The sequence below is a fragment of the Amycolatopsis sp. NPDC051045 genome, assembly GCF_040682955.1.
Lineage (GTDB): Bacteria > Actinomycetota > Actinomycetes > Mycobacteriales > Pseudonocardiaceae > Amycolatopsis.
In genome coordinates this window covers 15,849-40,115 of sequence record NZ_JBFBCC010000040.1, presented here as the reverse complement: position 1 = coordinate 40,115, position 24,267 = coordinate 15,849, and the positions used below count along the sequence as shown (strand labels likewise).

Sequence of the window (24,267 nt, the reverse complement as noted above, 5' to 3'; positions counted from 1 at the left end):
GCAAGAACGGCCTCCACATCATCACCGCACTCCGCGACGCCATCACCGGAAACCCCTGGCTACCAACAACAATCGAAATAACCTGAACAGTTACCGCAACTCGGTGTCAGGTGCGTCGCTGACGGTGTGCACGGCGTATGTCTGGTCGATGCGAATAGGCCTAGCCACGGGGCTCGGTGCCTCGTCTGCCGAGGTCGCACGTTCGCCGGAGGTACGGTGCGGGGACGGGGCCAAGACATGCTTGTCTCTGATCTCGAGGTTCTCGCAGTCTTGCCGTGACCGCAGTCGTCGTCACTTTGAAAATTGGATCATGGCTTGCTCTTGAGCTGGGGTAGGGATCGAACGCAGCGGGGACCGGACTGCACTTCGACGCTGACCTGCAACCATGCCGGCTGGGCGAAGGAACAGGCCGTCTTTTCTGAAGCAGTTAGCCGACCTGCCCGCGAGCAGCCCATTCATCCTGCTGCAGCTCCACTACGCGCAACCACACTGCCTTGCCCGATTCGACTGAGCACTGCTTGCCTGGTCCGCAGAGGACTCGGCGTTATGTCCGCGCAGCCCCGCATGGCCGCCGGCAGCATCGGGTGCCCCACCACGGTGGCCGGAAGGCGGAGTCTCGGCATCAGAGGACGGTCGAGACGGTGGGGCCTCCGTGCTCGGTCACCTGGGGAAGCAGTCTTGATGCTACTGCTGCGACGCCGTCACCATGGGACGCCGAACTTGCTGCGCGACGCTCAACAGGACTCGGCATCAGCTACAGCCAAGCTGCGGCTGACGTCATCAACCGTGGATGCGGCACCAGTTGATGTCCGACTTCGCCGGTGCCCGGATTGCGGGCCAACACGGCTCAGTCGGCCGCCCGCCGATTAAGGGTCCCAACTCGCCCGTGTCGGATGGTGCCGAGTGATGCCGGACAAGGTCGTTTCCTCGGTCGTCGGGTGGCGGCGGTGGCGGCCTGTGCCGGGGTTTGCCGTCGCGTCCGTGCGCTCTCGGGCTCGCATCTGCCGGTCTGTCTCGCCTGGTCTGAACCCTCAATTGAAGCCAGTTCCCCAGAGTCGCGGCTACTGGGCAGGGGTAAGTCTGCGATTCCGTGGGTACGGCGGTCCGGCCATGACGCGACTCAGGGATCGGGCTTGCTCGAACCTTGCTCTGTCCGTCCAGCGTGTCTGTACCGGCTTGGTCGTCCTCGGCGTGGCGAGCGACTCGTACCGCCACGGGCGTGAGTTCGTGCTCTGTTTGGCGCGGACGCGGTGACGGCGTCGATCTGGCCCCTGTCGGTTGACGGCCCACCGACGATCGCGACGGTCGAGGCCAGCGCGACTGGCTCCGAGACCGATTCTGCTGGTCGAGACGCGGCCAAGAGTGCTCAAGAGGCCGAGGTGACCGGCGAGGCTGGGGACGTGGTGGGCCTGCTGTCGATCTCGACGTGAGCGCGTAGTCGCGGAGCGGAGGATGAGGCAGTACTTGATCCGAGACGAGCCCATGGCCGGACTTCGACGGGTTGTCCGGCCCGCTAGGACGTTGTGGCTTTGATTGAAGATCTGCTGTCGAGTGGCGTTCGCGTTCCAAGGAACGTGGAGGTCGCCCATACCGGCGTTCACGTCCATCGGCACGCGTGGATCCAATCGCATCGGGTGAGCCGGGGCTTGTCTTCCGAGCTCTAAAAGTCGTCGTCCTCCACGGTGATCTGTGCGCCGAGTGCTTCGCCTTTGGCCTCGATCGCGCCTTGGTCGCCTTTGGCCGTCACGAGCGTGAGATCCAGGCTGAGCAGCTGGTGGTCGGCCGAATTCGTGGGGTCCATGACTTTGCGAAGCTCCTGGAGCAACTGCCAGGCTCGATCACGGGCGTCGGGGCTGGTGATGCTCCTGTTGGCCAGCCGCAGCCGGTACCGCTTGTATGCAGTCGGGTCGGAGGCCGGCGGCGAGGGCGGTTTCGCTGAGGAGCCTAAAGGCTCCTCACCGCGGACAGTTTCGGTTGCGTCCTCGCCGGTCGCGTCCTCCGGCTCGGACGAGCGGCGCCGAAGCGTCTGGTTGATGGACGTGATCGCGATTTGGTCAGCGCTCGACACGGCGAGCGAGTCCCCGTCGGCATCGACGAGTTCCCACCCGCCGGAGATCAGTTCGTGCAGGACGCGCCGGATTTCGTCGGTTGACGTGACCAGAGGGAACGCAGGGTTCTTGTAGAAGGCCTGGACGATTTCGCGAGGAGTGAGCGTGCGGTCGAAGTCGCCGATCAACGCGGCCAGGTAGTCGGCGGCAAGACCGGCCGGCTGGGTCGCGCGGCCGGCTTCGAGCAGGGCCGTCCACACGTGGCCGCCGTTCAGCGCCGTGCGGGACTCTTCGTCGAATCGTCGGTACTCGACGTGCAGGTCGCCGGCGCGAACCAGGTAGGCGTAGTGCTGGTACGCCCTCTCGACGTCACGTCTCAGCTTTGTCAGCGCTTCGTGTTCCTTGGCACGCGCTTCCTGCAGTTCGTGTTCCGTGTCGTCAGTGAGTTGCGCGATGACCTCGCGCCAGGCAAGCACCTCGGCCGCACGCTTGAGAGCGATCTCCCGACGTTGGGTGTTCACGCAAACGACGACGCAACTCGCGGCGTTGTCGACGCGCAGGGGATGGTCACCCAGGCCGAGTAGTGCGGTGATGTCCCTTCTGCTCGCGGTGTCCTTGCCGTTCAGTAGTGTCCAGCGCCGGGGGTCGAGGAGAACCAGCCGGGTCGACGCACTGTCAATGCCTTCGAACACCTTCGCCAGTGGCTGTTGCTCGTCGGCCGGGAGATCGACGGGGACCAAGTGGTCGAAGACGCCCTTCGACGCGAGAGCCTGTGCCTGCTCCCACACCAGCTCACCTCGAGCTGCCGGCGGGACCATCGCCATCGCCGCCGTGAAGTACATACGCAACGTCTGCCTGATCGACAGGTGGAACCGGGCCGGAGCGTTGTTCGGTGTAGTCACCTCCAAAGCGCCGAGGCCTTCGGCCTCGCCCGTCAGCTTGTTGAACACCTCTTCGGCGGCCGGGTACGGCACCTGCTGGCCCGCCGGCCCGAAGATCGCGTGGAGCAGCTCGGCTTTTGTCGCACCCCGGCGACCTTGACCACGGCCGACGATCGAATAACACAGCAGAGCGGTCGCCATCCGTACCGCAGGCGCCGGCTGGCCGACGGCGACACCGTCGCGGCGAAGGGCGGTATCGACGTTCACCGCGCGACCACCTCGGCCATCGGTACTGGTGACGTCGGTGTTCGCGACGGCGCGGTACCCCTGGATGGCCCGGTCGTTGCCGAGGAGCAATCCGGACGAGAGAAGCTGCTCGAGAGCCATGGTCAGCGGAATGTCGCCGACCCCGATCAGCGGTGGCGCCCACCGGCCGGCTTGGTGCTCGGAGGACCAGTGCAGGGCCGTTTGAGCGAAGATCGCTACGGTCGAGCGCACTCGCTGGAAGCCGGAGACCTGGGACCACTCGTCGCGGACCAGCCGCATCAATTCCGGGTGGAACGGGTAGCTGGAGCCGATCCGGTCTTCGACTCCTGACAGGCCGCGGTTGGCCCCGAGTTTGTCGAAGACGTTCTTGCGCCACGCGGTGTCGGCGCCGGCACCGTAGCGCTGTGCCAGGTCCCGGAACGGGAGCTTCGCGCCGGGCAGTTCGAACAGCCGGCGGCGGATGATCGCGGAGAAGTCCTGCGCCTCGGTGACGGCGACGGTCTGGCCGTTGCGGATCAGCCGCGCGGCGACGTAATCACGGAAGTCGGCGGCTTGCGGCGGGTAGCCCCGCTCGTCGAGCTCGGAGCGGATCATGACGACCACGAAAGCCACCCGTGGCACGTCGTCGCAAGCGTCCATCAGAGCGTTGAGGAACGCTTTCTCGCTCGGCATCGAGTCGATGCGGGCCACGTCGGAGAGCTGCAGGATGTAGTCCATCAACTCGTCTAGCAGGATCAGCACCGGCCGGCCTGCGTCGGTCAAGGCCTGTTGCAGGGTGCTCTTGTTCGGGCCGCCGGCGACATGACGCCGGTAGCGGTCCATGTCGCCGTCGACGAGCGCCCAGACGAATCGCTCGAACAGGTTCTTGGCCGGGCCGAACACCTCACTGGTAGAGCCCGGACTGAAGTAGTCCGCGGTGAGCGTAACGGTTGCCGCCTCCGCGAGATCGACTTCGGTCTTGCCGCGGGTGGATTCGGCGTACACCTGCCGGCCGATATCAGTCGCGAAGAACTCCTTCGGGCTGGTGGCCATATGATGCAAGCCGACCAGGGCGTGGCTCTTTCCGCCGCCCATGCCCTGGTCCAGGTGAAACAGTGCCGGCGCTTCGGCGTCAGTGCCCAGCCGGCGGGCGACCCTGGCGAAGAACCCGGTCAGGTTCGGTGTCGGCTCGGTGATGTCGCCGTAGTAGCCGACCTTGCGGTAAGGCACGTCGACGGTTTGGTAGACCGCCTTATGCAAGCTCATCTGCAGCTCACCGATCGATCCGTCCGAGGTGCGCACCTCGGGCCGTAGCTGGAGGACGTCGGCCCAGTGCGCGGCCGGTTTGCGGGTGGTCATCGCCGGTCCTCTCCGAAGGACAGCGTGAGCTGTGCTCGTATGTCCGTCTCTGCGTCGGCTGCCGCGATCACGTGGCCGATCATGGTTCCGATGGTTGTCGCGTTGCGCTGGATCGCGGTGAGGGCTTTCGCCGCCGGTTCACCGGCCGGCAGCTGTCGGACGATCTCGGCGACCACTGCCCAGAGGTGGGCGTCGTTGGCCTGCCGATCGGCGATCGCCATGACGCGGGCGACCGCTTCGGTGCCGCCGTCGTCCCACGCCTTCGCCATGGCTCTGGCCACCTCGAATGCGGACGAGCGTTCGGTAACCGTCTCGGGTGCGTCCAACCGCAGCTTGAAGCCGCTCTTGCTCTCGGTCAGGAGTGGCCCGCGCAGGTCCTCAAGCCTTAGGTTGTCGGCCTGGGCGAGAAACCGCGCTTCGCCTTTGGGGACGTCCGACCGGCCGTGCAGCCGCTGCCAGAAGACGGCGAACCGAGTGGGAGCGTCGAAGGTCTCCAGCGGCAGCTCGTCGATCTTCACCGCGCTCGCGTCACGCACCGCCGTCCGGGCCAGCGTTAGGTAGCGATTCAGACCTGCCGGCTCACCAGTGGGGAGCAGGACGCCGCTGTACTGGCCGTACACCGCCATCGCCGGGCCGTGGGCGGCCATCAACTGGTCGGTGAGCGCGAGCCCGTCGGCCTCCCACTGCCGGACCGCGGTCGTGACTGCAGTGGTGACTTCGCGATCGACCTGTGCGGCGGTGGCGACCGAACGCCGTGGCGGCGCGACCCGGCAGCCGATAGTCAGCGTGACCTTGATACTCGCCACGCCGGTGTTGGACGTCTCGGTGCGCGAGGGCCACGAACTCGTGACGACAAAGCCGGCGTCGTGCAGTGCGCCGAGCAGCCGCAGCCAGGCGTCAGGATCGGAGTGGCCGAAGACCACGACAAGGTGCCCGTCCGGCCGCAGGATCCGGAGAGCTTCGTGGAAAGCGCGGGAAAGCGATCGCTCGTAAAAGTCGCGATCGTGCCGGACACCGCCGTTGTAGACGCGTCGGACGATGATCTCGTCGTCCTTGTTCTGCAGGTCGGGGGCGACCTTGCTGCCGATGGCGTCAGCGAACAGGTCAGGCTGGATTTCGCCGAGAACGCGCCGCAGCCAGACGTAGAAGAAGTCGGATGCATCCGAATATTCGATCATGTCGTAGTACGGCGGGTCGGTAACGACCGCATCCACGGTTCCGTCGCGGAAGGGCAGGGCCATCGCGTCAGCACATCGGAACCGTGCCGATCCACCGCGCCGGCCGCGGAGGTGGGCGGCGAGCGGGCCGAGTCCCGTCTTGGTCAGCCCGGCCCAAGTGCCGGGGCCTTCTCCGATACCGGCCTCGAAGAAGTCGAACTGGAACGCCAAACTGGCCTCATTGGTGAAAATGTGGTCGATCTGGACCCGATTCTGAGCAGAGCCGTCGGGCTTCCCGTGTGGCCGCAGTCGTGCGCCGCGGGTGGCGTGCTTCAGCAGCCGCGTCAACGTCGCGGCGGCGAGCCCCGCGAGGGCACCGGCGTAGTCGGCCGAGACGCCGGCCGTCAGCATCTCCTGGTGGCAGGTGCGAATCACCTCGGCTATCGTGCCGAACATCAGCGTCTGCCGGCCGCACATGAGCTGTCCGTAACCCGTGTAGCCATAGCCGCTCGCCATCACCGTGTGAACGTTGCCGCTGGGGACCTGTTCGTCGGGGATGGCCGACAGTCGGCCGGCCTTCGGCAGCACGGCCGGATCGGCCGCCTGCGCCGCTTTCCGTTCGTCGTCACGCAGGGCGCGGAAGAGTTTCCTGGTGTTCTTGTCACCACTGTCGAAGTCGGCCGCGGCAAGCGGCTCGTCCTGGTACTGCCCGGCGAACCCCTTGGCTTTGACCGTCTCGAGGCTGTGCAGGTGACCGCAGAAGGGGCAACGGGCGCTTTTGCCCTTTCGGCCGGCCGAGGCGTACGTCGGTCGATCGTCAAGGGTTCCCTCGATGACTTCGACACGCCAGGAATCGCCGCTGATCACCAGGCTCATCGACTGCCCAGCATCTCGGGTGCGCCGGTACGGCTGACGCAGTGTGTAGCTTCCGATCAGCGGAAAACGACGCCGGCACTGGTCGCAGGGCATGGAGACGGCCCACAGATACCCCCAAAGGGGGTCGGCCGTCCGGGTTGAGCGGGTAGTGCTGGGCGAGGCTCTCCCGAGTTCGGCGACCGATTTCCTCGTGAAACAGCTGGGCGTCGTCGATCAAGCGGTCCTGGCCGACAAGGGTGCGGGCAGTGGCCTTGCCGGACGTGAACGGCAGGAGGGCCTCACCCGACCAATCCCGCATCGCCCAGTCGGCGAGCAGCCGTCCGGCGAACGTCGCGACAGGACTCAGATCGGTGCCAACGGCGCTCGCGCCGAGCCGCGCGGCTTCCAACGGAATGATTCCCCGGCCGGAGAACATGTCGACCATGACCGGAGCACGGCCTCCGTAGTTCCTCCGGACCGCTTCAGCGAGCCGGTCGAAGGCGCCAGGCGCCCCCTCCCGAACGGCTTGCTCGACCCAGGGGCGCAAAGCCGCGTCGTTCGGAAGCAGCGTTGCCAGCACTGCCGCGCGAGCCTGAGCGATCGGCCGGGATGCGAACCAGGGGAAGATCGCCTTCTCGTTCCGGCCGGATCCCGCGGGCGAACCCACTGCCGCGTCGACGACCGCGCAGGGGAACCAGTGGTCGATCAACCGCTCGCGCACGTCGGTGGGCGTGTCCCGCGCGCTCTTCCTGCTGCTCACTGTTCACCCTTCATCATGCGCCGCAGCTCGGTCACCCGGATGCGGAATCGTTCGATGCGCCGCGGCCCGGCGGCCAGCCGGCCAGCCGGGTCCTGCGCACGCAGCACCACCTGGGGCGCCGTCGAGCAGTTCGTCACCAGGTACAGCCAGTAGTCCTCGCCACGTTGCTGGGCCTGCGCCCACTCGTGCTGCTCGAGCCAGATGGCTTCGAGGCCGTTCAGCAGGCCCTTGACCTCGACCAGCCGTTGTTCACCGGTCTGGGGGTGATGGGCGAACAAGTCGTAGCCGACCCCGGCAGTCTGCCGATCGTCGACGACGTAGCCGAACCGCTCCAGCTCGTCGAGAAACGGTCGCGATCGCGACCGTTTCGCTGTCGGGGTCGTAGCCGAGTTCCGTTGTTCGCGCGCCGGCTGTGACCTGCGCCCAGCCCGCGAGCCTCAACGGCGTGCCGGTGACCTTTCCGATGTCCTCGAGTTGCCGACGCCGCAGAGCCTTGAGTTCTTCGAACGACTTGCGCCGCTCGCCCCGGACGTCGGCCGGCAGCTCGTCGAGTTCGTCAAGGTAGCGGTATTCGACCTGGTCGAGCTGCTCGAAGGCTTTCTCGACCCAGGCAGCGCGCTCGGCGCGGACCCGTTCGACCTCGCGCGTCAGCGCCGCTCGCGCCTGAGCCAATCCCTCGGTCCGCACTGCGGGTGCCAATGCCGGCGCATGTCCCGCGGCTGGAACGACGTTCGAGCACAGGGTCATCAGCGACTCCCAGGCGATCTCGAACTTTGATCGGTGTCGTGCCGTCGAGCGGAACAGGGCCTTGGGCACCTGACCCTGCCGTCCCTATGGTTGACATGGCTTCGCCTGCGAGTGCCCGGAGCCGGTTGGGAACGAGCACTACGAGTTCTCCGGTCAGTACCGGGAGTTCGAGGGCCGACATCATCCGGTGGTTGTACACCACCAGGGCAGCGGGCCGCGGCGCGGTGCACCTTCCCGTTCACGGTCGGACTTTCGACGATGGCGGTGTTGCGCAAGCTGTCAGGCCCATCGGAAACACACCCACCAAGACCGCCGAACCGAGGGTGCGGGCACCGGCCCCTGGCCGATATCCGCCATGCCGTCAGGTGTGACGCGACGATGTCAGCAAGGAGGGCACCGCTACTTCGAGCCGGGCAGGCCCCTTTCCAGCCTCTCCTCGCGCGGTGCTCGGTGAGACGCATGCCATGAGAGAGCCACACCAATGACGCCGGCGAGCAGCCGCTGTGAGCGAGCGACTCACCGAGCACCTGGACCTGATGGCGCTCTCCGAGATGGGCCAGCCATGCTCTCCGAAATGGGCCAGCTGAGGAGTGCAGCGTAGCCGGTGTCAGCGGCGGAGCGGGATCACTCCGTCGGGTGCCGCGACGGGCATCTGCGGCCGGGCGGCTTCGGGGGTGGTGAGCAGCGCGACGATGGTGACCGGACCGCCGCAGTGCGGGCAGTCCCGTTGGGCCGCGATGTGCGGCAGCGGCGCCGCAGGCGCCGACGGGGTCGCCGCCGGAGGCGGTGCCCCGAAGGGCCTGGCAGTAGCCGAGGCGGGTGTGGTGCGCTCGACCTCCCGGCGTGCGGCCGCGGTGCGTTTGCACTGGCGCGAGCAGTAGAGCCGGGTCTTGGCCTGCCGGCCGGTCGCGACGAACGCTTCCCAGCAGATCGGGCAGGTCTTGCGGGTCGCGTTGTAGTCCGGGTCGCTCGAGTCAGGAGACATGCGCGTTCACCGCCTTCCGCAACTTGTCCGATGTGGACTGATGCGACCGGAGCCGATAGGACGGGCCGTCGATGCCGACGACGGTCGCCCGGTGCAGCAACCGGTCCAGCATCGCCGCCGCGACGGTCGCGTCCCCGAAAGCCGTTGCCCAGTCAGCAATGCCGACGTTCGTCGTCAAGATCGTGCTCGACTTCAGGTAACGCTGGTTGATCACCTGGAACAACGCCGAGGCCCCGTCGCCGGGCAACGGCAGATAGCCGAGCTCGTCGATCACGAGCAGCTTCGGCCCGGCGAAGAACCGCATGCAGGTCTGCCAACGCCTTTCGACCGCGGCCTTGTGACAGCGAGCGGCGAGGTCGGCCGCGGTGGTGAAGTAGTCCCGGTTGCCGGCCTCGGCCGTCCCGCGCGCGAGCGCGGTGGCGAGCATCGTCTTGCCGACCCCGGGCGGCCCGACGAACAACACGTTCGAGGCATCATCGAGAAACCGCAGCGTCGCCAGGTCGCGGATGAGTTTCTCGTCGACCCCGGGCTGGGCGGCGAAGTCGAAGTCCGCCAGGGTCCAGGGATCGGGCAGGCAGGCGAACCGCAACCGGCCGGCGAGGCGGCGTTCTTCGGTGGCGTTGACCTCGATTTCCACCAGCCGCTCCAGCGCCGCGGTCATCGACAGGTTCTCCGCGCGAGCCTGGTCGAGGATGCGGGGCAGGGCCTCGGCGGCGTTGTCGAGCTTCAGGTAGGAGAAGTGCGAACGGAGTTGCTGATAGCGGCGGGCCTCGCTCATCTGTGGCCCTGAACGGTTTCCGGACAAGTGATCAGTCCTCCTCGGACTCATAGGACTCATGGGTGGGTGCGCTGGCCAGTTTCGCCGCGGTGGCGGCGTAGGTGGCCAGGTCGATCACGACGTGAGCCGCGGGCCCCGTCGCGGGCAGGCCGCGCAGTCGTGCTGCTTCGGCCAACGCCGCCGCCGACGGCGGCCGGCGCGTCTTGTGGGTGCAGGGCCGGTCGGTGCTGAACGCGACCATCGCGGCGTGGTCGAGCGCGATCACGTGCCCGTCATCGCGGACGACCCGCCCGGCCCCGTCCGGAGCGCGGTGGTGGACCGCGACCGTCGCGCCGCCCTCGGTGACGATCCGCAGCACGTCCGCGCCGAGCCGGTGACGGACCTGAACCTGCGCGCCGCCCAGCCCGGGCGGGACGGAGTAGGAGTTGCCGCGGAAGGCGACCAGCGCCTGCGGTGTGACGGTCCGGGGCAGGTCGAACTCGGCCGGGAACGCGACCAACGGCGGGACATGCAGCCGCTCGGCAGCGGCTAGGCCGGCGACGGTGGTGCGCTCGCCGTCGAGGACCCGGCGACGGCTGTCGAGCTTGGCCGCGAGACGGTCCAACCCGGCCTGGGCCTCGGCGATCGTGACGTCATCGCCGAGGGTGCGCCACCAGCGCTGCGCGGCCGAGTGGTTGGCCTTCTCGACCACGCCCTTGCCGTTCCCGCGCCGCGGCGGACACGTCACCGAGCGGACCCCGTAATGCTTCGCGACCTGCGCGAACGCGGCCGTGATCCGGCCGGAGGCGGGGTGGCAGACCGTGGCCATCCGGTCGAAGCGCCAGACCTGGGTCACCCCGCCCAGGCGCCGGGCCACCGCGTCGAGGGCTTCGATCAGGTGCGGGAAGTCCTCGGTATCGGCCAGGATGCCGCGCCACTTGCTCGAGTGCGCCAGCACGCCGACCAGCAGATGTGCCTGCTTCCTGGCGCCCCAGCCCGCCGGTGGATCCGGCAGCTCCAGCCAGTCCCACTGGGTTTCCTCGCCCGGCGGGTGGGTGATGATCGCGACGTCACGGCCGCGGGACGCCTGACACGGTTCGCAGTGCGGGCGCAGCTGATAGCGGCGCAGCGCGCGGGTGAACGTCGAATAGCCGCCCTGGTAGCCGAGCTCGGTGACCTCCTCCAGCAGCGTCGCCGCTCACAGATGCGGGTCGTCGGCCAGCCGGGCGCGGCAGTAGGCGATGAACGGCTCGAACGGGTCCGGCCCCGCCGGCCGGCGTTTGCCCGGCACCACCTCGCCGGACAGGTAGCGGCGGATCGTCTTGCGATCACGCCCGAGATGTCGCGCGATCGCCGAGACCGACCAGCCCTGAGCACGCAGCGCCTGCGCCTCCACGTCTTCCTCCAGAGTGAGCATCCACGCCTCCGGCCACGGTCACGGTGATCAACACCGAAACCGTCACCCGGAGGCCGCTGACCAGCGCGAACGACGCGCCGACAGGACACCCCAACTGGGGAACTTCAGAGAGCAGGACTGGCCCTATTCGGAGAGCACCATCAGACCAGCGTCTGGCCGGACCTGATCCTGCGGCCCAGTCTTAAGTAGTCGCTGACCGGTAGTTCGCCTGGCGAACGAACACCAACCAGCACGGCATGTTGACCGTACATAGCTGGGAACATTTGTGCGTAGGCCGACATGGTCCGGCCACCGGGGTCGGTGGCCGGGCTCGGGCGAAGTGGAGCGTCGTGGTCAGGTCAGCGTGGTCGGATCGGCGAGTTTGGCCTCCAAGTCGGCGACGCGGCGGTCCTGGAAGCGCAGGTTCGAGCGGGCGGCCGTCAGGCGCTCCTCCGGGGTGCGGTTGTCGGCGGTGAGCTGGCGGACGCGTTGTTTGAGGGTGGTGTTCTCCGTGGTGATCCGCTGGATGGCTTCCTCGGTCCATTCAGCTTGCAGGTCGCGGATCTGGCCGAGCAGTTCGCCGATACGACTACGCTGGTTGAGAATCTCGGCATTGGCGGTCTTGAGGGCGTCCTCGGCGTTGAGCGCCCGCTCCCTCCACGTGGCCTCGCGCTGGTCATCCAGATCAGCCAGCGCCTGGCCACGCCGCTGGTCGGTGTCCGCGATGGCTGCCGCAACCGCGCAGCGCGCGACGATGCGCGTCGCCCGTACGAGCAGGAACGTGCGCGACTCAATTGCGCGGTCAGCCCATGAGAGGGCGTTCGCTTCTGCCTGGAATTCTTGCACTGTTGTAGCGCTCGGTGACTGGTCCGCGACTAGTCCGTGCAGAAGTGTTGTGCCGTCTGTGCGTAGGAGGGGGTCGTGTGGCCGGTCGCGGGCGAGGTTGGTGGTTGGCTGCTGCCGGGCCGCGCCTGGTCGATCAGCTCAAGCAGGGCCGTAGGCCGTGAGGAACACCTCCGCCGCTCGGTCGGCGATCCTCGTCAACTCACCGTCGTCCGGGCGGGCCTCGGTGCCGGCGAACATCAGCTGGTTCATCGGCTTGTACATGACGAGGCCGGCGAAGTGGTACGCGGCGAGGGTCGGGTCGGCGAGCTCGCGCAGCAGACCGCGGTCGGCCATCCGGGACAGCGCCTCACCGAGCAGCACCAGCGAGCGCTGGAAGCCGTGCTCGAACCACGCGCCGGAGATGGCGGGGAACCGGTCGGCCTCGGCGAGGACGAGCCGGCGGAGCTGGATCACCTCGGGTTCGCAGATGTCGGCGACGAACCGGCGCGCGAGATCGCGCAGCGCGGTGGCGGCGTCCGTCGCCTCGTCCAGCGCTCCGTAGAGCGTGGCGAGGCGAGCGCCGAGCTGCGCGTTGCTGCCGAGGATGACTTCTGCGAACAGGTGCTCCTTGTCGGCGAACTGCCTGTAGACCGTCTGCTTGGAGACCCGGGCCCGCGCGGCCACCTCGTCCATGCTCGCGCCCAGATAGCCGTGCTGTAGGAACACCCCCGCCGCTTCGGCGAGGATCGCGCGTCGCTTACGGGCCGTGCGGCCCTCCTTCAGCCTCGTCTCGAGTTCGCTGTCGATCCCGGCGCCCGATGCCTGTTGATCCATGGTCCTCCTCCCGGCTGCCCACAGCGTACTAGACAGTCTCGTTCTTGTGTGAGTACTGTACGGTCTCGTTCCGATCGAACCTGCGAACACGGAGAAGAGCCATGGGAACAGTGCAAAGCAAGGACGGCACGACAATCCACTTCGAGGTCCGGGGCAGCGGCCAGCCGGTGATCCTCGTGGACGGCGCTACGGCCTACCCGGCGGTCAGCCCGGATACCGTCTCGCTTGCCGAGGCGTTGAGCGAGACCTTCCGCGTGTACACCTACGATCGGCGCGGCCGCGGACGCAGCACCGACACGCTGCCCTACGCCGTCGAGCGCGAGATCGACGACCTCGCCGCGATCATCGCGGAGGCCGGCGGAACCGCAGTGCTCTTCGGCTGGTCCTCCGGCTCGATCCTGTGCATGGACGCTGTCGCGGCCGGGCTGCCGGTCACTCACCTCGTCGCGTTCGAGCCGCCGTTCGTGGTCGACGACGCCCGCTCGCCCCTGCCGACCGACTACGTCGAGCAACTGGAGACGGCCTGCGCCGCCGGGCGGCCAGGCGACGCGGTCAAGTTGTTTATGACCGCAGCGGTCGGCATGCCTCCCGAGTTCGTGGCCGACATGCGCCAGAGCGAGTACTGGCCCGTCCTGGAGGCGGTCGCGCCGACCATCGCCTACGACGGGCGGGTCGTGTGCGATGTCATGCAGGGCAAGCCGCTGCCGACCGACCGGTGGGTGGGGATCGCCGTGCCCACCATGGTCGTGCACGGCAATGACACGTTCCCGTTCCTGATCACGGGTGCGCGGGCGGCCGCGGAAGTGCTGCCGAAGGCGACGCTGCAGGTCGTGCCGGGGGAGAACCACACGGCCGCTGCCGACGTGCTCGCCCCGGCGATCCGGCAGTTCGTCCAGGACCACTGAACAGTAGCAACGAGGGAGGGAGTCGGGATGGGGAAGATCGTCGTCACGGAGTTCGTCTCGCTGGACGGGGTCGTCGAGGCCCCGGCCGGTGAGGACTTCGTGCACAAGGACTGGACGTTCGCCTTCGACCGGGGGGACGACGGTGAGCGCTTCAAGGTCGAGGAGGCGCTGGGCGCCGACGCGCTGCTGATCGGGCGTCGCACCTACGAGTCGTTCGCCGGGGCTTGGCCGCACGTCGACGACGAGCTGGGCGACAAGTACAACAGCATGCCCAAGTACGTCGTGTCGAGCACGCTCACGGATCCGGCGTGGAACAACACCACGGTGCTGGCGGGTGACGTGATCGCCGAAGTCACGACGCTCAAGGAGCGGTTCGACGGCGAAATCCAGGTGCCGGGCAGCATCCAGCTCGTCCAGGACCTGGTGGAGCACGACCTGGTCGATGAGCTGCACCTCATGATGTTCCCCGTCGTCCTCGGCACCGGGCGGCGGCTGATCGAACGGACCAGCGACATGTCGCGCTGGCGGCTCATCGACGCGCTCACGGTGGGCGAGGGGATCATGGTCACGACGTTCGAGCGGGCCGCTAGTGGTCGCGCCCGTTAGTTCGTCGGGGGTTATGCCGCCAGTGGTGGAGGTGTGTGATGATCGTGACGACCGAGGCGGGTCAGTAGCCGGTTGAGGTCGTCACGCGTGAATGTCCAGTCGAAAGGTTGGGCTGTGCGGTTGTATCGGTCCTGAAAGGACAGAAGCCGCTCGGTCACGTCGTCGAGGTCGCGGAAGTCGTCGGGTGTCAGCGCTTTGCGTTGCACGACTGAGAAGTAGATCTCTACCTGGTTGAGCCAGGAGGCGTGCACGGGCAGGTGCACCATGTGCGCGTTGGGCCAGGCTTTGGACATGCGGTCCGCGGCGGCCCAGTTCTTGTGGGAGGCGCCCTGGTCCACCACCCAGAACACCCGCCGGGCCGAGGCGTAGGGCTCGGTGGTCATGACCTGCTCGACGAGCCTGGCGAACGGGACGATGCCGGTGGTGTCCTCGCAGCGTCCGAACACCCGAGCGTGGTGCACATCGTAGGCGGCGAAGTAGGCCAGGGTGCCCCGGCGGGCGTATTCGTGCTCGACCCGCATCGCCCGACCAGGTCCGGCCGGCAGGCTGGGATGGATACGCGGACGCGCCTGGATGCCCGGCTTCTCGTCCGCGCTGATCACGAAATCGTTGGTGTCCAAGGGATCCCCTTCCCAAGGCCGGGCGTACAGGTCGAACACTCTGGCGGCCTTGACCGCGAAGTACGGATCCCGGGGGAAGATCCACGACCGGTGCTGCCACGGCTTGATCGCGTCGGTGGACAGCCACCGGCGCACCGTGGACGCCGACACCCGCTCGCAGACGCCGCGGCCGACGGCCTCACGGGCCAACTCTGGGCAGCTCCACCGGGCCAGGGCGGCACCGACGTGAGCGGGTGGTTCGCAGGCCAGCGCCTTGACCTCGGCCACCACGGTGGCGGGAAAGACCCGCGGCCGCCCACTGCGAGGCCGGTCCGCCAGGCCCGGCATGCCATGCCGGCAGAACCGCCCGCGCCATTTGCGGACGGTGTCGTCGGTGGTGGCCAGCCGGCGGGCGATCACCGCGTTGCGCTCACCATCAGCGGCGGCCAGCACGATCCGCGCCCGCAGCACCTGACGATGCTCGGCACAGCCCCGCCGCGCGAGGGCTTCCAGCGCCTGCCGGTCGGTCTCGCCGAGGACGACCACGTACAGGCTGCATGGCCCCACACGACACCCCCATGAAGATCAACTATGTGGGGTGTGACGGTATCGGGCACCATGGACCGCATGGCTGTCCCGCCCGAGTCGACCAAGACCTCCCTGCGTCAGCGTCTGCTGGCCCGGGCGCAGGAACGCTGGCCCCAGCTGGGTGATGTCACCGTCCGCCATCGCGGCGCGTTCGCCTACGTCACCGGCCACCTCTCCGACGGCACGACCATGCCGTTGTTCCGGCTGCGCTACACCGGATCCGCCACCACCTGGGGCTTCGCCATCTACCGCGCCAGCCACGACGACTACGAGGACTCCTACCTGCCCAGCGGCTACCCCTCAGGCACCTCGCAGGAAGCACTCGACTGCGCCTGCGGGCTCTACCTCAACGACTACACCGCCTGGCTGCAACCCCCGACGAACTAACGGGCGCGACTACTAGTGTCCGCGCGGCTGGACGCGCTGAAGGTCGGCTAAGCGTCGCGGTCGGCAGTGGCGGGGTCGTGGCGCTGTACCGTCCTGGAGGCGCCAGCACTCCACTGAACGCACCCTCGCCCACCAAGAGCATGATTCGGCCGCGCGGCGATTGACTGAGCTGTGCCTCAAGGCAGTCGAGCAACTTGGCTCCCCGCAGGCCGCGGTCCGCCACGGCGGCCTCTACGCCCTCGCCGGAGACCAACAGGCCCCGCCCCCTGGGCGTACGCCGCCCGCTGCTGCGATCAACGACTACCCCTCGACCGCCGACTCCGCGCCCCGACGCCCAAGCCCGCGAGCCTCAGCTGCGAGAACGCGAAGGGGTCTGCCCGGCCTCGGCGGGGTGACGTTCACCGGTGTCGCCGCGTTCGACAGGGCGGTGTTCTCCGGCTATGCCGGGTTCGACTGGGTAACGTTCGCCGGCGCCGCCAGGTTCCACAGGACGACGTTCGCCGACGGCGCCAGGTTCGTCGGGGCGACCTGCAAGGGGCGCGCATTCGATCCAACTGAGCGCGACGAACCGGGAGGCACTCCGAGCCTGAATGAGCTCGGCCCGGCGAAGTGAAGACGGCGACCGAGACCCGATGGCACAGGCGTTCTCAGGGCGCGGTTTCGGGCGGTCACGTCCAAACGGACGACGTCGCAGGATCCTTGCCTTGCTCGGACCCGTAACGGGGGCCGGGCGCGCGGCGATAACCATGACACATCGACTGCGCTGACGGGGTGAGCAATGTCGTCTGGGCTGGCACCGTCGGCTGGGGCGGGGCCAGGGGCGGGCTTCCTGCCTGCCCCCGCTCTGCCCAAGGGCGGTCTTGCCGCGCATGGCATCGGCGAGCGCCTCGACGTGCACACGCACACCGGCGGCCTCTCGCTGACGATTCCGTTCGCTGCCAGTCCGGGGCGCGGCGCCAGCTCGGCCGAGGTGGCGCTGGCTTACGCCTCCGGTGGCCGTCGTTCGGTGTTCGGGTGGGGCTGGGACGTCGCCGTGCTGAGCGTTTCGCGCAGTCTCACCACGCAGCTGCCCACCTACACCGACGCCGACACGTTCGGTTTGTCCGGATTCGGCGATTTGGTGCCATTGCTGGTGCAGGACGGTGCCGGGTGGAAGCCCTACGTCGAGACCGTGCCCATCGACGGCGTGCCGCACCGGGTCGAGCGGTTCCGGCCGCGGACCGACGACACGCGGACCCGGATCGAGCGGTGTACCGACACCGCGGGCGGGACCGTGTTCTGGCGGACGGTCGACGCAGGGAACGTGACCAGGATCTTCGGGCGTTCGGCGGCCGCCCGGATCAGCGATCCGGCCGACCCCGCCGGGCAGCTGCGGGTCTACCAGTGGCTGCTGGAAGAAGTGCGCGACGACCTCGGCAACGTCGCGGTGCACGAGTACAAGCGCGAGGACACCGCCAACGTCGTCGACCAGCCCGGCGAACGCCACCGCCTGACGCCCACCGCGCCACCGCAGGCCAACCGATACCTCAAACGGATCCGCTACGGCAACGCCGTGCCGGGCGATGCCGCAAGCACCCGTTTGACGGTCGTCTTCGACTACGGCGAGCACGACCTCGGCGCCGGCGAGGCCCGCACCTGGGCCGCCCGCCCGGACGCCTACTCCGACTACCACCCGGGCTACGAGCTGCGCACCTACCGGTTGTGCGGCCGGCTGATGATGTTCCACGACTTCGGCGCCGATCTCGGTCCCGGTCCGACGCCCCGGCTGGTGCGCACGCTCGAGCTGACCCACGCCGGCGACGCCGTGGCGACCCGGCTGACCGCGGTGACCCACGCCGGCTACCGGTGGAACGGCGCTGGCTACGACCGCGCCGACCTGCCGCCCGTCGAGCTGACCTACACGACCGCGCAGCCCGCGACGGCCCTGGCCGACCTCGCGATGACCGAGGTCCCGGCGGGTGCGCACGTGCAGTTCTTGGATCTCGACGGCGACGGGTTGCCGGGCATCCTCGCGAGCGCGGCGGGCGGCTGGACGTATCAGCGTCCGCTCGGCGGCGGCGCGTTCGCCCCGCCGGTCGCGGTGGCCGAGCTGCCGCCGGGCGCCGGCACTGACGGCCTGCGCGACATCGACGGCAGCAGCCGGCTGGCCAGTGTGTCCGAGTCGGGCGTGCCGGTCGGGTCCGCGATCCGCCGTCCCGACGGGACCTGGGAGCCGTGGCGGCCGTTCACCGCGCGTGCCGTGCAGGAGCTGACCGATCCGGCCCTGGACCGGATGGACCTCGACGGCACTGGGTTCGCCGACCTCGTGCTGCGCGGACCCGACGAGCTGCGCTGGACGTCCGGCACCGGCCGCGACGGCTTCGGCCCGGCGCGCCGCATCCCGACCGCGGCCACCGACGCCGCCGGGCCACGCCCGCCCGCCGCCGACAGCGGGCATGCCTGGTTCACCGCGGACATGTCCGGCGGCGGGCTGGCCGATCTGGTCCGGGTCGGCAACGGCACGGTCGACTACTGGCCGAACCTCGGCTGGGGCCGGTTCGGCGCCCGCGTGACGATGGGTGGCAGCGAGCCGTTCGACGACGCCGAGCACTTCGACCTGCGCCGGGTGCGCCTGGCCGACCTCGACGGCACCGGCACCGCCGACTTGCTGTACCTGGGCGACCGTGGAATCACGAGGTACACCAACAGGTCCGGCACGAGCTGGGCCGCGCCCGAGCGGCTCCCGATCGCCCCGCCGGTCGGTCCGCTCGACGAGCTGCGCGTGCTCGACGTGCTCGGCGCGGGAACGCCGTGCCTGCTGTGGACGACGTCGAGCCCGGCCGGCCCGCGCGCCCGCTACCTCGACCTGGCCGCGGCGGGACGCCCATGGCAGCTCAGCCGGGTCGTCAACAACCTGGGCGCGCGCACAAACGTCACGTACGGGTCCAGCGCGCAGCTGCAACTGGCCGACCGCAGAGCCGGGACGCCGTGGCGGACCCGGCTGGCCAGCGCGGCCCAGGTGGTCACCGAGCTCCGGGTCACCGACCTCGTCGCGGGCACCGAATCGGTGCGCAGTTTCCACTACCGCGACGGGTACTTCGACCCCGTCGAACGCGAACTGCGCGGCTTCGCCCGGGTCGAGACGCTCGACGCGGAAACCGTTGCAGCCGGCGGGAATCCGCTCGACCTGCCGCCCGTCCGCACAGTCGAGTGGTTCCACAACGGCGGCCCGGACAGCGACCCGGACGGCGTCTTCACGGGCGATCCGGCCGCGCTGCACCTTGACGGGCACGACCTCGCGGGCGTCACCGGCGCGGTCGAGTTCAGGCAGGCAGTACGGGCGCTGGCCGGGCAGGGGCACCGCACCGAGCTGTACGCCGACGACGGTGTCAGCGACGCGCCGATCTCGGTGACCACGACCCGGATGCGGGCCCGGCAGCTGCAACCCGCGCACGGTGGCCGTCCGGGCGTGTTCCGGGTGGAAACGCTGGAGTCGATGACCGCTCACTACGAAGGCACCACCGATGACCCGAGGGTCACCCACGAGCTGACCATCGGGGTGGACGACCGCGGCGCGCGGACCTCGATCGCCACCGTCGCCTATCCGCGGCGCGTGCCGGAGATCGACGAGCAGAACCAGGTCCTGATCGGCTGGTCGCGCACCAACCTGACCACTGTGGACGACGCGGTGGCGCACCGGGTCTCGGTGCCGACCGGGTCGTGGGACTACGAGATCACCGGCATCCCGGTGCCTGTGCCCGGCCGTTACGCCGTTGCCGACCTGGCGGCCGCGTTGCCCATGCTGCCCGATCGCGACTACGCCGAGCCGGTCACGCCGGGCACCGCGCAGCGCAGGCTGATCAGCGCCGCGCACTCGGAGTTCTGGGACGACGCGCTCGCGGCCGCGTTGCCGCCGGGGCAGATCGGTACGCGGGCGTTGCCGCGCCGGGTGCTGAAGTTCGCGTTGACGCCGCAGCTGGTCGCCGATGTGTACGGCGGCGAGGTGACGCCCGCGATGCTCACCGGAGAGGGCGGCTACGAGCTGAGCGGCGGCCGGTGGTGGGCGGGCGACGGCATCCGGGTCTACGACAGCGCGCGCTGCTACCTGCCGGTCCGGCACGTGAGCCCGTTCGGCAACAACTCGACGGTCGACTACGACAGCCATCTGTTGCAGGTCACGGTCGTGCGCGCGTCGACAGCGGGGCCGTTGTCGCTCAACGCGACCCAGGTCGCCAACGACTACGTGACCCTCGCAGCGCGCGAGCTCACCGATCCGCACGGGGTGCGGCACAGCGTGGCGTTCGACCCGCTCGGGCGGGTAAGGGCGGAGTGGTCGATCGCGCCGGACGGCAGCGGGGACACCGACGCGTTGCCGAACACCGTGCACCACTACGAATCCGGCTCGTGGCGTGCCGGGACCGGGCCCGCGTGGACGCACACCGAGCGGCGCGAACGCCGTGGTGACGCCGCGAGCCCGTGGCAGGCGCAACGGATGTACGTCGACGGCCTGACCCGGGTCGCGATGACCAAGGTGCAGGCCGAACCGGGCGAGGCGTGGGCCGGCGACGGAGCCGGTGGTGTGGTGCTGACCGACACCGGTGCGACCCCGCGCTGGGTCGGTACCGGGCGGACCGTGTTCAACAACAAGGGCCTCGCGGTCGAGCAGTACGAGCCGTACTTCGCCGTCGACGCCGGTTTCGACACCGCCGACGCCCTGGTGAAGCGAGCCCTCAGCCAGACAAGGCGGTACGACCCGCTCGGCCGGGTCATCCGGACCGACTACCCGGACGGCACGTACTCGAGCACCGAGGTCGGGCCGTGGCAGCAGGTGGAGTCCGATCGCAACGACACGGTGCTGACCAGCGACTGGTTCGCGGTCCGCACCGGCGGCGGGGTGAGCCCGGCCGAGGCGCGGGCGGCCGCACTGGCCGCGGCGCATGCCGGCACGCCGTCAGTAGCATTGTGCGACGCACTCGGCCGGGTCGTACGCACCCGGGCGGACAACGGCCCCGACGGCGTCTACGAAACCCGGACGTACCTCGACATCGCCGGCACGGCGGTCGCCGTCGACGACACCCGGGGCGTACGTGCGGGCGAACAGCTCAACGACCCCGCCGGCCGGGTCCTGCGCACACGGAGCATCGACGCGGGGGAGCAGCGCGCGCTGCCCGACGCCTTGGGGCGCGAGCTGCGGCACTGGGCCGCGACCGGGCACCGGGTCACCGTCCGCTACGACCTGCTCGGCAGGGCGACCCAGGTGTTGCGCCGCGATCCGGGCGACGCGGCGGACACCCTGATCGAATACACGGTCTACGGCGAGCACCACGCGCAGGCGGTGAGCCGTTACCTGGTTGGGCAGGCGCACCGGCGTTACGACGAGGTGGGTCTGTCCACGGCCGAGCGCTACGACCTCGTCGGCAACCTCGTGTCCGGCGAGCGCAGGCTGCTGCGCACGCCGGGGACGGCCGACTGGGGTGCGCTCCCCGGGGCGCCGCCGGCGAGCCTCGACGGCATGACCGCCGGCGTACTCGACACCGAGACCTTCGGTGCCGCAACGGTTTTCGACGCACTGCACCGTCCGGTCACGCAGACCCAGCCGGACGGTGCAGAGGTGCGCTACGGCTACGGCGCGGGCGGGCTGCTCCGTTCGGTGGCCATCCGGCTCCCTGGTGCGGCGGCGGACAAGCCAGTGGTCACCGAGATCGACTATGACGCGCATCGCAGGCAAACCCTGGTGACGTATGGCAACGGCGTCACCAGCACGATGGCGTTCGACCCCGCGTCGCAGTGGCTGACCAGCCTGTCCAGCAGGCTCGGGGCGACCGTGCTGCAGGACCTCGGCTACACCTACGACCCGGTCGGCAACGTCGTGCAGACGACCGACAACGCGGCGCAGTCGGTGTTCTTCGCGGGCGCCGTGGTGACTCCGGGCGGGCAGTTCACCTACGACCCGACCTACCGGCTGCGCACCGCCACCGGCCGCGAGCACGCGAGCCTCGGCATGCAGCCGGACATCCGGGAACCGGCCCTGCCCGCGGTGCCGCATCCCCATGATGTCAACGCTGTGCGGACCTACACCGAGACCTACGGCTACGACCAGGCCGGTAACATCACCGGCTTCGCGCACGCCAGCCCGTCCAGCACCTGGACCCGGCACTACCAGTACGCGCCCGGCACGAACCGGCTCGCGGCGCACTCGGTACCGGGCGATGCCGCCGCCGGGCCGTACAGCGCGGTGTTCGGCCACGACCCCGGTGGCAACGTCGTCGCGATGCCCGGGATGACGGCCATGGTGTGGAACCACTCGGGCAAGCTGGTCAGCGCCGACCTCGGCGGCGGCGGCGCGGTGACGTTCCACCACGACGGCAGCGGCAACCGGGTGCGCAAGGTCTGGCAACGACTCGGTGGCCTGCGCGAGGAACGGCTGTACCTCGGCAACCACGAGGTGTTCCGGCGTTACCGCGCGGGCACGCTGGTCTTCGAACGGCGCTCGCTGCGGATCGCCAACGGGGACCGCCAGGCCGTGCTGATCGAGACGATCACGGTCGACACCGACAACCCCGGCTCGAACCGGACGCCTTTGCTGCGTTACCAGCTCAGCGACAAGTCCGGGTCGGGCGCGGTCGAGTGCGACGAGTCCGGTGTGGTGCTTTCCTACGAGGAGTACCACCCGTTCGGCACGACGTCGTTGTGGCTCGCGCGCGGCGCGGCGGCGGTCAGCACCAAGCGTTACCGCTACCTCGGCAAGGAGAAGGACGAGGAGACCGGGCTCTACAGCTTCGGCGCGCGCTACTACGCCTGCTGGCTCGGCCGCTGGCTCAGCCCCGACCTGGCCGGTCTCGCCGACGGCGTGAACCGCTACGCCTACGTGCACAACAACCCGCTGCGCCACACCGACCCGTCCGGGCTGATCGGCGAAGAAGACATGCAGATGTGGTTCAGCGAGGCCAGGGCGTTGTGGGGCCGGGCGACCGCGACGGCGTCCACCCCGGGGTTCACCAAACCGCTCACGGACTACCTGGAGGGCATCCACAAGCTGTGGGGTGGCCCGAAGGAATGGGACATCGGGCACCAGGAGAAGCCGTTCGCGCTGGTCAAGCCGGGCGAGACGACCCCGGTCAGTGTCGAGAACAGCGCCTGGAACCGGAGCAAGGGCGCCACGTCGGACAAGGCCGCGATCAACGAGGCCACCGCCAAGGGCGCGCTCAAGCGGGACTCCGAGACCGGCCTCTACCCCGGGGCCAAGAAGGGCGTCCGCAACCCGACGCTGCAGCAGCCGGAGGTCGGTGGGATCAAGCCGGACCTGCCGGGCAAGAACCTGCCCGAGAGCTTCCAGCCTGCGCCGCCCGCGACCCAGCCGCAGCTGGGGGAGCAGCTGAAGCTGGACCTGGGCAAGGAACCCGCGCCGACCCTCAAGCCGGCCGAGCAGGTGGAGCTCAACTTCGACAAGCCCGCCGCGCCCGCGGCGAAACCTGCCGAGCAGCTGGAGCTGGACGTCAGCACCCCCAAGCCCGACGGCGGCGGCACGCCACCCGCGGCCAAGCCGGTGGACGCGCCCAAGCCGGTCGAGACGGCCGCGCCGCCGACGGAGGTCGCCGCGCCCAAGCCCGCCGCTCTGGCCGACGACGCGGCCGCGCTCGGGAAGGGCACCGGCGCCGCGGCCAAGGACACCAACGCCGTCGCCGACGTGGTGAAGGACGCCAACACGGCGGTCGACGTGGCCAAGGACGCGAACGTGGTGGCCAAGGACGCCGGCCTGGTGGGCGACGTCGTGAAGGACACCAAGACGGTCGGCAACGCCATCAAGACCGGTGCGCCACTGGTGAAGGACGCCGCCACGGTGACCAAGGAGGTCGGCGCGCTGAGCAAGATCGTCAGCACCGGCTCCAAGGTCGTCAAGGTGGCCGCGCCGGTGATCAAGGTGGCCGCGCCTGTGGTGCGCGTGCTCGGCGAGGTGGCCAAGCCGCTCGGCGTCGGCGTGGCGGTGGTCGACCTCGCCACCGCCCACAACAACAGCGACCGGCTGGTGGCGACCGGCGACCTCGCGGCGGGCGTCGCCGTGTACTTCGGCCCGGTCGGCGAGTCGTTCACGGCCGGTTACACCGTGGGCGGCCTGGTCGACAAGGGCATCGAGAAGGCGTCGATGGCCACCGTCGGCGTGGACCTCTCACCGTCCAACGGGATCGCCAAACAGCTCGAGACGGTCGACAAGGCGGCGTCCTACGTGATCCCGGACAGCTCGAGCAAACCGGCCTACAAGAACGAGAACAAGGTCGCCTGGTTCCTGATCGACACGCTCGGCTTCTGATCCACCGCTCGACACCACCGCTCCAACCGCCGCATGATCCGGGAG

General features: G+C 69.2%; 18 protein-coding genes. 6 read left to right on the top strand and 12 right to left on the bottom strand.

Translation table 11 applies throughout. From position 1 onward, the window contains the following. The first annotated feature begins 1,250 nt into the window (after positions 1-1,250). The gene (locus AB0M80_RS42375) at positions 1,251-1,430 is read left to right on the top strand and encodes a hypothetical protein (RefSeq protein WP_364576202.1); all 180 of its coding nucleotides are present in this window, start codon (positions 1,251-1,253) and stop codon (positions 1,428-1,430) included. Positions 1,431-1,660: 230 nt separating this feature from the next. Here the strand turns inward: AB0M80_RS42375 and AB0M80_RS42370 are convergent, their stop codons facing one another. The 11 genes from AB0M80_RS42370 to AB0M80_RS42320 all read right to left on the bottom strand — a co-directional run bounded on the left by AB0M80_RS42370 (position 1,661) and on the right by AB0M80_RS42320 (position 12,850). Further along, the gene (locus tag AB0M80_RS42370) at positions 1,661-4,534 is read right to left on the bottom strand and encodes a DUF499 domain-containing protein (RefSeq protein ID WP_364576201.1); all 2,874 of its coding nucleotides are present in this window, start codon (positions 4,532-4,534) and stop codon (positions 1,661-1,663) included. Further along, the gene (locus tag AB0M80_RS42365; protein ID WP_364576200.1) at positions 4,531-6,567 is read right to left on the bottom strand and encodes a hypothetical protein; all 2,037 of its coding nucleotides are present in this window, start codon (positions 6,565-6,567) and stop codon (positions 4,531-4,533) included. The genes AB0M80_RS42370 and AB0M80_RS42365 overlap by 4 nt, the downstream gene beginning before the upstream one ends. After that, complete coding sequence (locus tag AB0M80_RS42360; protein WP_364576199.1) at positions 6,509-7,306, bottom strand: hypothetical protein; 798 nt, start codon at positions 7,304-7,306, stop codon at positions 6,509-6,511. Before AB0M80_RS42360 ends, AB0M80_RS42365 begins: the two co-directional genes overlap by 59 nt. Beyond that, complete coding sequence (locus AB0M80_RS42355) at positions 7,303-7,584, bottom strand: DUF3883 domain-containing protein (RefSeq protein WP_364576198.1); 282 nt, start codon at positions 7,582-7,584, stop codon at positions 7,303-7,305. Before AB0M80_RS42355 ends, AB0M80_RS42360 begins: the two co-directional genes overlap by 4 nt. Next, positions 7,556-8,122, bottom strand: a complete 567-nt coding sequence (locus AB0M80_RS42350; RefSeq protein WP_364576197.1) for a hypothetical protein — start codon at positions 8,120-8,122, stop codon at positions 7,556-7,558. The genes AB0M80_RS42355 and AB0M80_RS42350 overlap by 29 nt, the downstream gene beginning before the upstream one ends. A 538-nt stretch (positions 8,123-8,660) precedes the next feature. After that, positions 8,661-9,038, bottom strand: a complete 378-nt coding sequence (locus AB0M80_RS42345; RefSeq protein ID WP_364576196.1) for a hypothetical protein — start codon at positions 9,036-9,038, stop codon at positions 8,661-8,663. Beyond that, entirely contained in the window at positions 9,028-9,816 is a 789-nt protein-coding gene (gene istB, locus AB0M80_RS42340; protein ID WP_364576195.1) for an IS21-like element helper ATPase IstB, read from the bottom strand. Before istB ends, AB0M80_RS42345 begins: the two co-directional genes overlap by 11 nt. A 31-nt stretch (positions 9,817-9,847) precedes the next feature. After that, positions 9,848-10,855, bottom strand: coding sequence for a DDE-type integrase/transposase/recombinase (locus tag AB0M80_RS42335; RefSeq protein ID WP_364576204.1), 1,008 nt, complete (start codon positions 10,853-10,855; stop codon positions 9,848-9,850). A gap of 138 nt (positions 10,856-10,993) precedes the next feature. Further along, the gene (locus AB0M80_RS42330) at positions 10,994-11,212 is read right to left on the bottom strand and encodes a helix-turn-helix domain-containing protein (protein ID WP_364576193.1); all 219 of its coding nucleotides are present in this window, start codon (positions 11,210-11,212) and stop codon (positions 10,994-10,996) included. Between the two features lie 333 nt (positions 11,213-11,545). Beyond that, the gene (locus AB0M80_RS42325; RefSeq protein WP_364576192.1) at positions 11,546-12,037 is read right to left on the bottom strand and encodes a hypothetical protein; all 492 of its coding nucleotides are present in this window, start codon (positions 12,035-12,037) and stop codon (positions 11,546-11,548) included. Positions 12,038-12,175: 138 nt separating this feature from the next. Continuing rightward, positions 12,176-12,850 carry a TetR/AcrR family transcriptional regulator gene (locus AB0M80_RS42320; RefSeq protein WP_364576191.1) on the bottom strand — a complete coding sequence of 225 codons (675 nt, stop codon included), beginning with the start codon at positions 12,848-12,850 and terminating at the stop codon, positions 12,176-12,178. Between the two features lie 101 nt (positions 12,851-12,951). On the opposite strand from AB0M80_RS42320, the gene AB0M80_RS42315 reads away from it, so the two are divergent. Together AB0M80_RS42315 and AB0M80_RS42310 are read left to right on the top strand one after the other, a co-directional pair. After that, positions 12,952-13,755, top strand: a complete 804-nt coding sequence (locus AB0M80_RS42315) for an alpha/beta hydrolase (protein WP_364576190.1) — start codon at positions 12,952-12,954, stop codon at positions 13,753-13,755. A 27-nt stretch (positions 13,756-13,782) separates the two neighbouring features. Next, positions 13,783-14,361, top strand: a complete 579-nt coding sequence (locus tag AB0M80_RS42310; RefSeq protein ID WP_364576189.1) for a dihydrofolate reductase family protein — start codon at positions 13,783-13,785, stop codon at positions 14,359-14,361. 11 nt (positions 14,362-14,372) lie between these two features. Here AB0M80_RS42310 and AB0M80_RS42305 read toward each other — a convergent pair whose 3' ends face one another. Next, the gene (locus AB0M80_RS42305) at positions 14,373-15,506 is read right to left on the bottom strand and encodes an IS630 family transposase (protein ID WP_364576188.1); all 1,134 of its coding nucleotides are present in this window, start codon (positions 15,504-15,506) and stop codon (positions 14,373-14,375) included. An 81-nt stretch (positions 15,507-15,587) separates the two neighbouring features. Between AB0M80_RS42305 and AB0M80_RS42300 the strand changes: the two genes are divergently transcribed. The 3 genes from AB0M80_RS42300 (at position 15,588) to AB0M80_RS42290 (ending at position 24,222) form a co-directional block, all read left to right on the top strand. After that, a complete protein-coding gene (locus tag AB0M80_RS42300) occupies positions 15,588-15,935 on the top strand; it encodes a hypothetical protein (protein WP_364576187.1) in 348 nt (115 codons plus the stop codon). A gap of 391 nt (positions 15,936-16,326) precedes the next feature. After that, positions 16,327-16,548: a pentapeptide repeat-containing protein gene (locus AB0M80_RS42295; protein ID WP_364576186.1), complete on the top strand. Its 222-nt coding sequence runs from the start codon at positions 16,327-16,329 to the stop codon at positions 16,546-16,548. A 165-nt stretch (positions 16,549-16,713) separates the two neighbouring features. Beyond that, the gene (locus AB0M80_RS42290) at positions 16,714-24,222 is read left to right on the top strand and encodes a SpvB/TcaC N-terminal domain-containing protein (RefSeq protein ID WP_364576185.1); all 7,509 of its coding nucleotides are present in this window, start codon (positions 16,714-16,716) and stop codon (positions 24,220-24,222) included. The last annotated feature ends 45 nt before the right edge of the window (positions 24,223-24,267 follow it).

Excerpts from the sequence above, each read along its gene's own strand:
- AB0M80_RS42370 (WP_364576201.1), bottom strand. The coding sequence starts at position 4,534 with ATGACCACCCGCAAACCGGCCGCGCACTGGGCCGACGTCCTCCAGCTA.
- AB0M80_RS42365 (WP_364576200.1), bottom strand. The coding sequence starts at position 6,567 with ATGAGCCTGGTGATCAGCGGCGATTCCTGGCGTGTCGAAGTCATCGAG.
- AB0M80_RS42345 (WP_364576196.1), bottom strand. The coding sequence starts at position 9,038 with ATGTCTCCTGACTCGAGCGACCCGGACTACAACGCGACCCGCAAGACC.
- istB (WP_364576195.1), bottom strand. The coding sequence starts at position 9,816 with ATGAGCGAGGCCCGCCGCTATCAGCAACTCCGTTCGCACTTCTCCTAC.
- AB0M80_RS42330 (WP_364576193.1), bottom strand. The coding sequence starts at position 11,212 with ATGCTCACTCTGGAGGAAGACGTGGAGGCGCAGGCGCTGCGTGCTCAG.
- AB0M80_RS42320 (WP_364576191.1), bottom strand. The coding sequence starts at position 12,850 with ATGGATCAACAGGCATCGGGCGCCGGGATCGACAGCGAACTCGAGACG.
- AB0M80_RS42315 (WP_364576190.1), top strand. The coding sequence starts at position 12,952 with ATGGGAACAGTGCAAAGCAAGGACGGCACGACAATCCACTTCGAGGTC.
- AB0M80_RS42310 (WP_364576189.1), top strand. The coding sequence starts at position 13,783 with ATGGGGAAGATCGTCGTCACGGAGTTCGTCTCGCTGGACGGGGTCGTC.
- AB0M80_RS42300 (WP_364576187.1), top strand. The coding sequence starts at position 15,588 with ATGGCTGTCCCGCCCGAGTCGACCAAGACCTCCCTGCGTCAGCGTCTG.
- AB0M80_RS42290 (WP_364576185.1), top strand. The coding sequence starts at position 16,714 with ATGTCGTCTGGGCTGGCACCGTCGGCTGGGGCGGGGCCAGGGGCGGGC.